Genomic DNA, 13225 nt, shown 5'->3' with positions numbered 1-13225 from the left:
TGGAGCAGACGATGAAAGCAGCCGTACTAAAGTCCCTGGGCCAGCCCCTCGCGATCGAGTCTATCCCGGCCCCCGAGCTGGGCACCGGAGAAGTCATCGTGCAGGTGGTCGCCGCGCCGGTACTGCCCTATGCGAACGAGGTCTTCAGCGGCGAACGCCGCTACCCCATCGAATTGCCGATCGTGCCGGGATGCGGCGCCATCGGACGCGTCAAGGCGAGCGGGCCCGATGCGACACACCTCAAGGCAGGCGATTGGGTGTTTTGCGATCCGACCGTCCGATCGCGCGACGATGCGTTGACGCCCGATATCACGTTGCAAGGATGGAGTTCGCGCGGCGAGGGCGGCTTGCGCTTGCATCGCTACTATCACGACGGCCCGTTCGCGGAGCAGGTACGCGTACCGACCGAAAACGCCATTCGCATCGGCGATATCGACCCGGAGCAGGCGGCGCGTTGGTGCGCGCTGACGGTCATGTTGGTGCCGTACGGCGGGCTACTGGCGGCATCCTTTCAGGCCGGCGAAACGTTGCTGGTGAGCGGCGCCACGGGTAACTTCGGCAGCGCTTGCGTTGCGGTGGCGCTTGCCATGGGAGCGGGTTGTGTCGTCGCCCCTGGACGTAACGAACAGGTGCTCGGCGATTTGCAGCGCCGATTTGGCGAGCGTGTGCGAACGATCAGGCTCTCTGGGAACGAGGAGGAGGACCGTGAACGCATGCGCGAGGCTGCCCCTGGCCCGATCGATTGCGTGATCGATTTATTGCCGCCTTCGGCGCCGACCACGGCGGTGCGCGCCGCGTTGATGACGGTGCGCCAGAACGGACGTGTCGTCTTGATGGGTGGGGTGGGGATGCTCGGTGGCGCCGGTCTCGATTTGCCCTATCCATGGATCATGCGCAACGACATCACGGTGCGCGGCAAGTGGATGTGTTCTCCCGAAGCCGTCCCCCGAATGGCTGCGCTCATTCGTTCCGGCTTGCTCGGGCTCGATCACATCGACATCGCGACCTTCGCTCTCGACGATGCCAATGAAGCCGTCGTCCATGCGGCGGCGAATCCGGGCCCCTATAGGATGACCGTTATTCAGCCCTAGCCGGCGGAGTCGACGATGTGAAAGCGTTGGCTGGTACCGGCGATACCGGTAACGATGGTTGCCTTGTTAAACGACCGCGGCATCGGAACAATGCTTTCGAATCGACGATGACCGGCGGCGTTTGAGCCGGATCCGACAAGGAAAAGGACCATGCGCATTTCGCTTTTGCACACCATAGACGGCAACCGCCGCGTTTTTGACGATGCGGCGACGGCTTTGAACGTGGGCGCCATACGCCATGAGGTCCGGGCCGACTTGCGCGAGGCCGTTCAGCAAGCGGGGACGTTCTCGCCGGACATGAAGGCTCGCACGAAGCGTTGCATCGTCGATCTCGCGGCGGAGTCGGACGCCGTCATCGTGACCTGCGCAACGCTTTCGCCGATCGTCGATGAGATCGAAGGCAAGGCTATCCCCGTCATTAGAGCCGATAAGGCGTTGGCTGTCGCGGCTGGAAAAGCGGACGGAAAGATCGTCGTGCTCTGTGCGCTCGAATCCACCGTCGAGCCGAACCGGCGGTTGTTCGAGGCCCATGTGAGCGAGGCAGGCACATCGGTGGACGTGATACACGTTGCCGATATCTGGGCGCTGTACGGCGGCGCCGATCTACCCGCATGTTTCGCGGCTATCGCCCGCGCCGCCGACGAAGCCTATGAGGCAGGCGCCGCGGTGGTCGCTTTCGCCCATCCATGGATGGGTCCGGCCGCCGATCTCGTCCGCGCGCCGCAGCGTCCGCTGCACAGCGCGGAAGTCGCACTGCGTGCGGCGTTATCCGAGTTATCCGCGTAATTCGGGTGGCGTTCAGCGACTGAATTCCTCGACCAAGAACGCAACGAACGCACGAAGTTTCGGCGTGACGTGCTGTCGCGACGGATAAATCGCGTAAAGCGTGGTTTGCACGGTACGCCAATCGTCCAAGGCGGATTGCAGCCGTCCTTCCTTCAAATCGTCTTCGACGTAGGGGTAAGGAATGAGGCTCAAGCCGAAGCCGGCGCGCAACGCGTCGCGGATGGCGAGACTCGATCCCACTGAATATCGCGCATCGATCGCAATGCGTTCGGTGCGGTCACCCTGTTTGAATTCCCAGACGTCGGCATGTCCGGAAAGGCTGAATCGAATGCAGTTGTGCGTCTTCAGATCGGCGGGTGTCCTCGGTTTGCCATGCACCCTGAAATAGTCCGGCGACGCGCAGATCACGTGCGGCATGACGGTCAGTGCTCTGGCGATCAAGCTGGAGTCTTCGAGGCCATCGCTCCCGCGAATCGCGAGGTCGAAGCCCTCCTTGACAAGATCGACCCGCCTGTCGTCGAGATGCAAATCGAGTTTCAGATCGGGGTGCCGCGATAAGAATGCGGGAATGGCCGCCGATAGCCGTGTCAACGTCACGGTCATCGGTGCGCTCACCCGCAGCGTACCGCTCGGCGTCGCCTTGATCGGGGATAAAGCATGATCGGCTTCGGCGAGTGCATCGAGCCCGCGTGTCACATGCTCCAAATAGATTCGGCCTTCTTCGGTCAGCGCCATTCGCCGCGTGGTGCGATTGATCAAACGCGCCCCGATAAACGTCTCGAGTTCGGCGACATTCTTGCTGATCGCGGCCGCCGATAGCCCGAGCCGACGCCCCGCCTCGGCAAAGCTATTGAGTTCCGCCACATGACGAAAGACTTGCAAGGCGGTATAGCGATCCATCGATCCTTCACCTGTGGTTGAAGATGTTGTTCTTGGGCGAACATTATCATCTGTCGGTCAATTAAGTATGCTGGACGCATTCTCTTTCTTCGTCTGGACCGCACCATGATCAACCCTGCGATCGCTTTGATCGAGCAACGCATTTCCACCAACTTATTCGACGCCTCGCATCAATTGGGCGACGCTGAAATCGAAGCGTTAGTGCGTCTCGCAACCCGGGCACCCACGGCATACAACCTACAGAATTGGCGTTTTATCGCCGTCCGCGAGCTTGCGGCCAAAGAGAAGTTGCGCGCGTTATCGTTCGGTCAAGCAAAGGTATCGAACGCCGCCGTCACCTTCATTGTCTGCGGTGTGCTTCCCCACTCGGAGGGCATCGTCGAGCGGCTACGGCTTTTCGTAGAAGCGGGACATATGCGGCCGGAGATGTCGTCGGCTTGGCAAGAAGGCGCACAGGCCAAATATGCAGACCCGCAATCCGCGCGCGATGAGGCCATCCGTTCCGCGAGCTTGGGCGCGGCAACGCTCATTTATGCGGCGCAAGCACTTGGTTTCGCCTCGGGCCCGATGAGTGGATTCGACGCCGAGGGCGTAGCGAATGAGTTTGGGCTTGCCCACGACGAAGTCCCCGTTATGCTCGTCGCTGTCGGCCGGGCCGCACCGGGCAACTGGCCGCAAAAGCCGCGCCGAGCGCTCTCGGAAGTGTTGAGTATCGTATGAAAGCCCATGCCGGCGACGTGCTGTTGACCGCCGTGGCCCCGGTCGTCTGGGGCAGCACGTATATCGTGACGACTCAATTTTTGCCGAACTTCTCGCCGATGATCGTGGCGATGCTCCGCGCACTGCCGGCCGGATTGCTGCTGCTTGCGATCGTGCGTCAGTTGCCTGCGGGCGGCATGCTTTGGCTTCGCGTTTTCATTCTCGGCGCGCTCAATATCTCGATCTTTTTGAGTATGTTGTTCGTGGCCGCGTATCGATTGCCCGGCGGCGTCGCAGGGACGGTAGCGGCGGTGCAGCCGCTCTTCGCCGTCTTCCTAGCGAAGGTGTTGCTGTCGAGTCCGATCCGGCGAGCGTCGATCGTCGCCGTCTTGATCGGCATCGCAGGCGTGGCGTTGCTGGTGCTGACGCCGCGTGCCGCACTCGATCCGATCGGTGTGGCGGCGGGGCTCGCCGGGGCCGCGTCGATGGCAGTCGGAAACGTCTTGGCGCGAAAGTGGCAACCGTCCGTCTCGCTCCTCGCGTTTACGGCATGGCAATTGACGGCTGGGGGCATTCTTTTGATTCCGGCGGTGCTGTTGTTTGCGCCGCCGATGCCCGCGCCCACGTTGATCAATTTAGGCGGGCTTGCATGGCTCGCTTTGATCGGCGCGGCGCTGACTTACGTGCTTTGGTTTCGCGGTGTTGCTCGGCTCGAATCGGCCGTCGTCTCGCCGCTGCTCTTCTTAAGTCCGCTAACGGCGGCGGTGCTGGGATGGGTGTTCTTGAATCAGACGCTGACTCGAATTCAAATCGCCGGTATCGTGTTCGTCGTCGGCAGCATTTGGCTTAGCCAACGGCCCGCTCGCGCGGCCCGTGCACCGATTTCGACTACGAACCTGCGTTCCAACCCATGAGAGAACATTGCCATGCGATTCATGCGTGTCGCCTTAATCGTGCTCGGTATTTTCGTGGCATCGCCCGTCTGGGCGAAGATGGTTGCCAAGCCCGTCGCTTGGAAACTCGACGGTACGACGTTCAAAAGCGTGCTGGTCTATGACGATGCCGTGACGGCCAAGCGGCCCGGGCTTGTGATGGTACCGAACTGGTATGGCGTCAATGATATCGCCATCAAGAAAGCCGAAATGATCGCCGGCAAAGACTACGTCATTTTGCTGACCGATATGTACGGCGATGGCGTGCGTCCGAAAGGTGACGACGACGCGCGGACGGCAGTCGCACCGCTTTATCACGATCGCGGCTTGATGCGCGCGCGAATGGTCAAGGCGTTCGAGCAACTGAAGGCACAGGCCGGAGAGGCACCTATCGATCTATCGCGACTAGGGGCAATCGGCTTTTGTTTCGGCGGCGCCGCGGTGCTCGATTTAGCGCGCACGGGGTCCGACGTGAAAGCCGTCGTTGCCTTTCATGGCGATTTGAGTACCGATAACCCCGCGCTGACCGCAAAAATCAAAGCGAGAGTGCTCGCGATGAACGGGTCGGCGGATACGTTTACGATCGGGCAAGTCCCCGACTTTACGAAGAGCATGGAACAAGACGCCGCCGATTGGCAGTTCGTCGAGATAGGGCACGCGGTCCACTGCTTCACCGAGACCGAGGCGACAGCCAAAACCGGGAATTGTCGTTACGACGCGAAGGTCGCGGCGCGTTCGTATCGATTGATGCGTGACTGGCTGACCGAAAGCTTTGCGACGGATTCGAACCCCGCCGGCATGTAAATCCATTTGCCGTCGCTCGGTGCGCCAACCGAGGCGCTGCCGAGCGACATCAACGGCTACCCACTTAGATGCCGAAGAACAGCGGCTTCACGCCATCGGCTTTTGCCGCTGCGCCCGAAGCCGACGATCCGGCTTGCACACCGCCCACGCCTTGATTGTTGCCGTTTTGCGCATTAACGCGAGCTTGCGCCATTTGAGCGTCGGCCGGGTAGTACGGGTCGTTGCTGAAGTTCACGCGGCCGCCGGCTTGTTGAAATTGAATCAGTTCGGCCTTGACCTGAGCGCGCGTCAGCGGTGCGTTCGATTGAGCGAAAACAGCCACGGGAGCGACAAGAGCGGCGGCGATAACGACGGATTGAATGAGCGATTTCATGATTACTACCTCCAAGATTTGTTTGTCGTACTTGCTAGTTGCATCGTGTTCGTTGCTGAACCGATGACTGAAGTGTAGTGATTCTCGCCTCTAGGGTTAACGCCTAGTTTGATAAATCATCGTTGCAGATTCGTTCACAATCGCGATGCCGGCGGACCATTCTGCCAACCCGTCCCGCGCCCACGTATTGCATTTCCTCCAGCTCGCACTATATGATTCATATACGTTTCGTATATGAGGCTCGTATGGGCATAGTGAACATCGACGACGATCTGCACGATCAAATCCGCAAGGCAAGCGCGGTGTCGTGCCGGTCGATCAACGCGCAAGCGGCGTTTTGGATCAAGATCGGCATGCTGTGCGAAATGAATCCCACGCAAAGCTTCAATGAGATCGTGGCCAACGAGTTGCGAGCCGCGGGTGTGGCGACGCAAGCCGTCAAGGTAACGTGCTCATGACCAAGCGGCCTGAAGAAATCGAATTGATGGCGCACTCGGGCCGCTTGCTGGCAGACGTGTTCGGTCATTTGGATCGATTGAATTTGATCGGTATGTCGACGATGGAAGTCAACGACCTCGTCGATCGTTTGATCGTGAATGAGTTGAATGCGCGCCCCGCCAGCAAAGGGCAGTACGGGTACGCGTATGCACTGAACGCTTCGCGCAACAACGTCGTCTGCCATGGCGTGCCCTCGGCAACGGAGATCTTGCAAAGCGGCGACATCGTCAATTTCGATATCACGCTCGAGAAGGGCGGCTATATCGCCGATTCCAGCAAGACCTATCTCGTGGGCGAGGTTTCACCGCTGGCGAAGCAGCTTGTTCAAGTGACCTATGAAGCCATGTGGAAGGGCATCAAAGCCGTTCGCCCTGGCGCCACGCTCGGCGATGTGGGATATGCCATCGAACGGCACGCTCGCCGAAACGGTTACTCGGTGGTTAGGGAGTACTGCGGTCACGGCATCGGGCGCGAAATGCACGAGCCGCCCGAAGTACTGCATTGGGGAAGGCCGCGAACGGGTTTGACGTTGCGCGAAGGGATGGTCTTCACCATCGAACCGATGATCAACCAAGGGCGCCATGCCGTGCGGACCGAAGCCGACGGCTGGACCGTCGTCACGCGCGATGGCCGGCTTTCCGCGCAATTCGAGCACACCGTCGCCGTGACGCGAAACGGCGTGCGCGTCCTTACGTTGCGGGCCGATGAACAAGCGCTGCATTGAAAGCGGAGCGACGGTCGAAATCAGGGCTGTCCGTAGAGCGCCCGCAATTGCGATAGCTCCTCGATCATGTGGTCCTTGAGCGATTGCGGCCCGATGATTTTCACATGCGTGCCGAATGCCAGCAGCTTTCGAACGCCCTGCTCGATCGATTCGATCGGCATGAGAAATTCCTTCCAACCTTGGGGTGCCTCCCCGGCGGCGCTATCGTTTGCAACCGGCATGGTTTTAATGCGTGAGTTGATCAACCAACTCTCGCCGCGCGGCGAAACCGCGATATGCGCGCTGAGCCGATAGAGTTCGGACTCGTACTTCGCCATCGCGGCATGCCAATGCTTGGCTAGGTCGAAACGCAAAGGGCGCTTGAAGCGACGGTGAGTGGGCTTGAACTCATGGATGTTCGCTAGGCGGAATGTCGAGGGGTCCGGCTTACCCACGACGCTTGCGACCAAATACCAGGCGCCCCCTTTTAGCACCAACCCCAGCGGCTCGAGTTCGCGGTGCGATAACCCGCGCCAGCTTTCATAAGCGACCTCGATGCGATAGGCGCCCCACACCGCGTCGGCGGCTTCTCTGAGGAAGACCGGGGTTTCTTGCGCACGGTACCAGTCCACCATGTCGACGTGCAGACGGCTGGCCACACGATCCGCTTGCTCGCGTGATTCGGCGGGCAGGCTCGCAATGACTTTTAGGCGGGCGGACGTTGCCATCGAGTCCAGTCCGAGCTCTGTCGCCGGTCCCGGCAAACCCGCCAGAAAGAGTGCTTGAGCTTCGGACTCGGTAAGCCCCGTCAGATCGGTGCTCCACCCCGCTCGCAATTGGAATCCGCCGTTGCGCCCACGATCCCCCCAGATGGGCACGCCGGCCGTGGAAAGCTGATCGATGTCGCGCAAGATCGTGCGCTCGGATACCTCCAACGCTTCTGCCAACGCAGGTGCGGTCATCCGCCCGCGCGATTGGAGCATCATCATGATCGACAAAAGGCGGCTGGCTTTCATAGGCGACACATTACCGGAAATACATGACAAAGGATGTCAGGTTACCTGGCCTATGATTCGCCGCATTGCCCCCTCGCTCGATCGATGCAGTTGCGAACGCGGGCAAACGCATCCTGGATGAGCGATGAGCACACCGAATTGACGCTCCATGTCCGGGCCAGCCCTTTTGAACGAAGAGAGACGAATGAAAATCCTATCAGGGCCGTTGAGCATGTTCGGTGCGAAGGTCGAGATTGCGGCACACGAGAAGGGCCTCGACTTCGCATTGGTGATGGTCCCGTTCGATCAGCTTCGAGGCTATGAACCGAAGCACCCCGACGTGTTGCGCATCAACCCCAAGCGTCAGGTTCCGGTGCTGATCGACGCGGACTTGGAGATTTTCGATTCGACGCAAATATTCGAGTATCTAGAGGATCTCAAGCCGGACCCTGCACTGTGGCCGGCCGATCCGCGTGCGCGTGCGAGGGCGCGCCAACTCGAGCATTGTGCCGATGAGATTTACTTTCCGCACGTTGTCCGGTTGATGAACCTCGAAGAGACGCCGGACGATCCGGCGGCCGAGACGGCGCGCGCCGAGGCGGCGAAATTCTATCGACGGATGGAGCAAACGCTTGGCGATCAGGCGTTCTTGGCGGGAACCTACTCTTATGCGGATATCGGTTTTTACATGGCGCAGTTGTTTGGCGAGCGCAAAGGGGCCCCAATGACAGGCGAGACGCCGAATTTGCTAGCATGGCGCGAGCGGATGAGCGCGCGCCCGGCGGTGCGCAAAGTGGCTGGCGCAATGGCGGCTTATCTCGCCTCGATCGGGCGTCCGATGCCCGATTTCATGCGTGCGCTCGGTTGAGCGCAGTTCTCTTAGCGCTGCGTCATTCCGCCCGCATAGTGCGCTTCTCTTGATCGGCAAGCGCCTGTAGCGCCAGCTCCGATGTTCGTTTGATATGTGCTCGCGACGCGAGCGCCGCAGCTTCCCCGTCGCGACGTTCGATCGCATCGAGCAATGCATTCATTTCCCGATTCGATTCCTCGCCGCGGCCGGGTGTGGCGATGGTTAGCGCGCGCAGCCGGTTAATCCGCGCATTCAACGACTTCACGACGCTGAGCGACACGGACTTGCCTGCCTCTTCGAACATCGCATCGTAGAACTGTTCGGTGCACTCGAGCACGCGCTGCATATCGTGGGCAGCGAACGCGGACTCGATGCGATGTCGGATCTCCCGCAGCCGGGCAACGACAGCCGGCGTTGCCCGTTCGGCACAGGCTTGTGCCGCGTGCGCTTCCAGCAGGCTGCGCAATTCGTAGATCTCGCCGACTTGATTCGGATCGAGCCGCGCGACGACCGGCCCTTGTCGCGCGACGATTTCCACCAAGCCCTCGGTCTCCAGATGACGCAGGACCTCGCGCACGACCGTACGGCTTACACCCAGTTCATCGCAGAGCGTGCGTTCGACGAGGCGCGCGCCAGGCTTGAAATACCCTTGCACGATCGCGCCCCGCAGTTTGTCCAGCGTAAGTTCTCTCAGCGTCTTGGCCGTTCGGTCTATTTTTAGGTCTGACATGGCGTAGGAATGAGTGGACGGACGTCTGTCCGGCTGCCCGGCATCGAGCAACTGGCACGCCGGCATTCCGTATTATCGACGATCTCACGCCCAAGGGCGTCTCTCCTGTTCCGCCGTCTCATCGAAGCACCGACGCGGTGCGGCCCGGCACTGGGCGGCGAGAACCGTGCCAGCACATCGTTCCTCAGTATCATGGTATTCCATAATATGTCGCGCGCATTTCGCCCTCTAAGCTGGTATACCATAATCTCAACAGATGGCATCCACGGCATCGCGCCGGGACTGGAGGAATGTTATGAAGCTCGAAGTGCGCAAGCTGGTCACCTATGTCGAAGACACCTTTATCGAAGGCGGCAAGGCCGCGCCTCGGCCGCTGAAGCTGTTCGGTGTCGCGGCCGTGCTCCGTAATCCGTGGGCGGGACGCGGCTTCGTCGAGGATCTGAAGCCCGAGATTCATGCCCTGGGGCCTCAACTGGGTGAACTGCTGACGAGCGAGATCTTGCGTGTCGCGGGTTCCGGGGACGCGATCGAGGGCTATGGCAAAGCGGCCGTCGTCGGCACGTCCGGCGAACTCGAGCACGCCTCGGCGCTGATCCATACGCTGCGCTTCGGCAATCACTACCGTAATGCGGTGGGGGCGAAGAGCTACTTAAGCTTCACGAATCTGCGCGGCGGCCCGAACTGCCCGATCTCGATTCCGTTGATGCACAAGCACGACGAAGGCATGCGTTCGCATTACTTGACGGTGCAGTTCTCGATCGTCGATGCACCCGCGCCGGACGAGCTCGTTGTCGCCTTGGGCGCGTCGATTGGAGGGCGGCCGCATCACCGCATCGGCGATCGCTATCAGGACTTGAAGGAGCTCGAGTCCAATGAAGGCTGAACGCGCGCTCCCATGCGACGCAGCAACCGGCGTCGCCGCGGGCACGAGCTATAGCGTCTACGCGCCGCGAACAGGCGATGGGTGCGAGACGGTGGTGCTGATCCATGGTGTCGGCATGCAACGGAGCGTGTGGGCACCGCAGGTCGATGCATTGGCCGCGCGCTATCGCGTCATCGCTTACGACATGCTCGGCCATGGCGGGAGCACGTTGCCGACGGCAGCACCGACGCTCGATGAGTATGCGTCCCAGCTCGAACATCTGCTCGATGCCATGCACGTTCGGCAGGCGCACGTGGTGGGGCATTCGATGGGCGCGCTGGTCGCACTCGAATTTGCGTTGACACGCGCGGACCGCACACTCAGCGTCGTGGCATTGAACGCGGTCTATGACCGCTCTCCGGGCCAACGCGAGGCAGTAATGAACCGCGCGGCCGTGCTCGGCGATGCGCCGGCGCAGGCCGGTGTCGATGCGACGATCACGCGCTGGTTCGGCGATCCGGTTCCCGCTCATCTGACGAGAGCGGCACAGGCGGTGCGCGAACTGCTGTTGACGGTCGATCCCGTCGGCTATGCGCGCACGTACCAATTGTTCGCGCGCTCGGATGACGCCCATATCGGCCGCTTGTCGAGCCTCGCCGTGCCCGCGCTCTTTTTGACCGGCGAATGCGATGCGAATTCGAACCCGGCCATGTCGCATGCGATGGCGGCGGCCGCGCCGTTCGGCCATGCACAAGTCATCGCCAACGAGCGCCATATGATGAACGTCACCAGTCCGACCCAAGTGAACGAGCGGTTGCTCCAATTTTTGTCGGATGTGTCGACGACCGACATCGCCGCCGAACAGCGTAGCAGTGGAGGAGGAAGGCATGACTGAGACGATCCAAGAAAAAGCGATCGATATCGCCGAATTCCGTCGTGCGCTGGGCGCATTCGTGACCGGCGTCACGGTCGTCACGACGATCCAGCCCGATGGTTCGCCACGCGGTTTCACGGCGAATTCGTTCACGTCGGTCTCCCTGGATCCGCCGTTGATCCTCGTGTGTATCGCGAGGACGGCATCGAGCTACGAAGTGTTTTCGCAGACGCGCCATTTCGCGATCAGCGTCCTGGCCGAAGATCAGAAGGCGGTGTCGGGTGTCTTCGCTTCGAAGGCCGCCGACAAGTTCACGCAAGTGGCCTGGCATACGCGCCTGACCGGCGCGCCCGTGATGGACGGCGCAGCCGCCAGTTTCGATTGCGTGACGCATGAGGTCGTCGATGCGGGCGACCACATCATCCTGATCGGCCGCGTTGTCGACTTTCTTCACACGGCTTCTTCGCCGCTCGGCTATTGCCGAGGGGCTTATGTGAATTTCAGCCTATCGATGGATGCGTTGGCAGCGGCGGGACCGCGTGCACGCGTTGGCGCGATTCTCGAGCATCGCGATGGGCTCGTGCTGCTCGATACGCCGCAAGGTCTACAGTTGCCGACAGGCGCCAAGCTCGAACCGCAAAGCGATGAGGCGAGCTTGCTCGGCGTGTTGGCGAAACTCGGCCTGCAAGTGCATCTGGACTTCTTGTTCGCGGTATTCGAGGCCGGCAGTGGGCCCACCCCCGGTGTACAGATCTACTACCGCGGCCGCGTGAAGAACGACATTTCGCCGCAATCGGGCGGTGCGATCCGCATCGTACCGCTGACGCGAATTGCGTGGGACGCGTTCCGCGACGACGCCGTGCGCTCGATGCTGGAGCGCTACGTCCGAGAGCGAAGCGAAGACGCATTCGGGATCTACGTCGGCGATACCGAAACCGGCACGGTGCAACCGTTGGCACCGGCTCATTGAGCAGATCGATCAAGACGATAGGGCGAGGGGCGAGACGATTGTTCCGCTACCCACCGCGACGCCGCAAGAATCGGAGGAGATGAATATCATGAAGTTCTCGTTGTTCCTGCATATGGAGCGGTACGACACGAAGACGTCGCATCGCGAATTGTTCGATCAGATGACCGAACTCGTGCAACTGGCCGAACGCGGTGGATTCGAGACCGCTTGGATCGGCGAGCACCATGCGATGGAATTCACTATCGCGCCGAATCCATTCGTCAATCTGTCGTATCTCGCCGCCAAGACCGAACGTATTCGACTCGGCACCGGCACCGTGATCGCGCCGTTCTGGCATCCGATCGCATTGGCGGGGGAAGCAGGCATGGTCGATGTCGCCAGCAACGGCCGCCTCGACTTGGGGATCGCTCGTGGGGCTTACTCGTTCGAGTACGAGCGTCTCTTGCCGGGGCTCGATGCCATGAGTGCGGGTGCGCGGATGCGCGAGCTCGTACCGGCGTTGCGCCAGCTCTTCAAGGGCGACTATGCGCATCAGGGTGAGTTTTGGTCCTGGCCTTCGACGACACCGGTTCCGCGTCCCGTTCAACAACCGTATCCGCCGCTGTGGCTCGCCGCGCGCGATCCGAATTCGCATGCATTCGCCGTGGCCAACGGCTGCAACGTTCAGGTCACGTCGCTCGCCGCGGGCGATGCGGAAGTCGCGAGCCTCATGGAGCGTTTCAACGCCGCGTGCGCCGCCAATCCGCAGGTGCCACGCCCGCAAGTCATGATGCTGATGCACACGTTCGTCGGCGCGAATTCGGCCGAGGTGGATGCCGCCGTCGAAGATCTCGCGCGCTTTTATCGCTACTTCAGCAAGTGGTTCAAGAACGAACGTCCGGTCGAACAAGGTTTCATCGAGTCGCTGACCGAAGCCGACGTCGACATGTTTCCGCAGTACTCGCCCGACGCTATCCGCAAGAACCTCGTCATCGGCGAGCCGAAGCAAGTGATCGAGCGTCTGAAGCGCTATGAAGAACTCGGCTACGACCAATACAGCTTCTGGCTCGATAGCCATATGAGCTTCGAGCGCAAACGCAAATCGGTGGAGTTGTTCATCGCCGAGGTGATGCCGGCATTCGCCGGGCGTTGACATCGAGCCTTCGGCCCGATTCACGA

The 13225-nt window shown here is 60.9% G+C and carries 16 protein-coding genes; 12 read left to right on the top strand and 4 right to left on the bottom strand.

Features of this window, described 5'->3' with window-relative positions:
• Nucleotides 1-11: 11 nt before the first annotated feature.
• Together AB1286_RS31355 and AB1286_RS31350 are read left to right on the top strand one after the other, a co-directional pair.
• The gene (locus AB1286_RS31355; RefSeq protein ID WP_430367081.1) at nucleotides 12-1091 is read left to right on the top strand and encodes an alcohol dehydrogenase catalytic domain-containing protein; all 1080 of its coding nucleotides are present in this window, start codon (nucleotides 12-14) and stop codon (nucleotides 1089-1091) included.
• 150 nt (nucleotides 1092-1241) lie between these two features.
• Nucleotides 1242-1877, top strand: coding sequence for an arylsulfatase (locus tag AB1286_RS31350; RefSeq protein ID WP_430367080.1), 636 nt, complete (start codon nucleotides 1242-1244; stop codon nucleotides 1875-1877).
• Nucleotides 1878-1889: 12 nt separating this feature from the next.
• Here the strand turns inward: AB1286_RS31350 and AB1286_RS31345 are convergent, their stop codons facing one another.
• A complete protein-coding gene (locus AB1286_RS31345; RefSeq protein WP_430367079.1) occupies nucleotides 1890-2777 on the bottom strand; it encodes a LysR family transcriptional regulator in 888 nt (295 codons plus the stop codon).
• 105 nt (nucleotides 2778-2882) lie between these two features.
• On the opposite strand from AB1286_RS31345, the gene AB1286_RS31340 reads away from it, so the two are divergent.
• The 3 genes from AB1286_RS31340 to AB1286_RS31330 are packed head-to-tail and all read left to right on the top strand — an operon-like array spanning nucleotide 2883 to nucleotide 5212.
• Entirely contained in the window at nucleotides 2883-3497 is a 615-nt protein-coding gene (locus tag AB1286_RS31340; RefSeq protein WP_430367078.1) for a nitroreductase family protein, read from the top strand.
• Nucleotides 3494-4390 (top strand): EamA family transporter, encoded by an 897-nt coding sequence (locus AB1286_RS31335; protein WP_430367077.1) that lies wholly within the window; start codon nucleotides 3494-3496, stop codon nucleotides 4388-4390. The genes AB1286_RS31340 and AB1286_RS31335 overlap by 4 nt, the downstream gene beginning before the upstream one ends.
• A gap of 12 nt (nucleotides 4391-4402) precedes the next feature.
• On the top strand, nucleotides 4403-5212 hold the full coding sequence (locus AB1286_RS31330; RefSeq protein WP_430367076.1) for a dienelactone hydrolase family protein: 810 nt from the start codon (nucleotides 4403-4405) through the stop codon (nucleotides 5210-5212).
• 64 nt (nucleotides 5213-5276) lie between these two features.
• Here AB1286_RS31330 and AB1286_RS31325 read toward each other — a convergent pair whose 3' ends face one another.
• On the bottom strand, nucleotides 5277-5585 hold the full coding sequence (locus tag AB1286_RS31325) for a DUF4148 domain-containing protein (protein WP_430367075.1): 309 nt from the start codon (nucleotides 5583-5585) through the stop codon (nucleotides 5277-5279).
• Nucleotides 5586-5830: 245 nt separating this feature from the next.
• Here AB1286_RS31325 and AB1286_RS31320 point away from each other — a divergent pair, with 245 nt between their 5' ends.
• The gene (locus AB1286_RS31320) at nucleotides 5831-6043 is read left to right on the top strand and encodes a ParD-like family protein (protein ID WP_430367074.1); all 213 of its coding nucleotides are present in this window, start codon (nucleotides 5831-5833) and stop codon (nucleotides 6041-6043) included.
• Entirely contained in the window at nucleotides 6040-6807 is a 768-nt protein-coding gene (map, locus tag AB1286_RS31315; RefSeq protein ID WP_430367073.1) for a type I methionyl aminopeptidase, read from the top strand. Before AB1286_RS31320 ends, map begins: the two co-directional genes overlap by 4 nt.
• Before the next feature lie 20 nt (nucleotides 6808-6827).
• Here the strand turns inward: map and AB1286_RS31310 are convergent, their stop codons facing one another.
• On the bottom strand, nucleotides 6828-7802 hold the full coding sequence (locus tag AB1286_RS31310) for a helix-turn-helix transcriptional regulator (protein WP_430367072.1): 975 nt from the start codon (nucleotides 7800-7802) through the stop codon (nucleotides 6828-6830).
• Between the two features lie 184 nt (nucleotides 7803-7986).
• Between AB1286_RS31310 and AB1286_RS31305 the strand changes: the two genes are divergently transcribed.
• Entirely contained in the window at nucleotides 7987-8649 is a 663-nt protein-coding gene (locus AB1286_RS31305) for a glutathione S-transferase family protein (RefSeq protein ID WP_430367071.1), read from the top strand.
• Between the two features lie 22 nt (nucleotides 8650-8671).
• On the opposite strand, the gene AB1286_RS31300 is transcribed toward AB1286_RS31305, so the two are convergent.
• Nucleotides 8672-9361 (bottom strand): GntR family transcriptional regulator, encoded by a 690-nt coding sequence (locus tag AB1286_RS31300; RefSeq protein WP_430367070.1) that lies wholly within the window; start codon nucleotides 9359-9361, stop codon nucleotides 8672-8674.
• A gap of 295 nt (nucleotides 9362-9656) precedes the next feature.
• On the opposite strand from AB1286_RS31300, the gene AB1286_RS31295 reads away from it, so the two are divergent.
• The 4 genes from AB1286_RS31295 to AB1286_RS31280 all read left to right on the top strand — a co-directional run bounded on the left by AB1286_RS31295 (nucleotide 9657) and on the right by AB1286_RS31280 (nucleotide 13199).
• Complete coding sequence (locus AB1286_RS31295; RefSeq protein ID WP_430367069.1) at nucleotides 9657-10244, top strand: amino acid synthesis family protein; 588 nt, start codon at nucleotides 9657-9659, stop codon at nucleotides 10242-10244.
• On the top strand, nucleotides 10234-11118 hold the full coding sequence (locus tag AB1286_RS31290; RefSeq protein WP_430367068.1) for an alpha/beta fold hydrolase: 885 nt from the start codon (nucleotides 10234-10236) through the stop codon (nucleotides 11116-11118). Before AB1286_RS31295 ends, AB1286_RS31290 begins: the two co-directional genes overlap by 11 nt.
• A complete protein-coding gene (locus AB1286_RS31285) occupies nucleotides 11111-12067 on the top strand; it encodes a flavin reductase family protein (protein WP_430367067.1) in 957 nt (318 codons plus the stop codon). The genes AB1286_RS31290 and AB1286_RS31285 overlap by 8 nt, the downstream gene beginning before the upstream one ends.
• Nucleotides 12068-12155: 88 nt before the next feature.
• Nucleotides 12156-13199 (top strand): LLM class flavin-dependent oxidoreductase, encoded by a 1044-nt coding sequence (locus AB1286_RS31280; protein WP_430367066.1) that lies wholly within the window; start codon nucleotides 12156-12158, stop codon nucleotides 13197-13199.
• Nucleotides 13200-13225: the final 26 nt, after the last annotated feature.

Source organism: Trinickia sp. NRRL B-1857, from assembly GCF_050470685.1.
Lineage (GTDB): Bacteria > Pseudomonadota > Gammaproteobacteria > Burkholderiales > Burkholderiaceae > Trinickia.
This window is presented reverse-complemented; position numbering and strand designations above follow the sequence as displayed.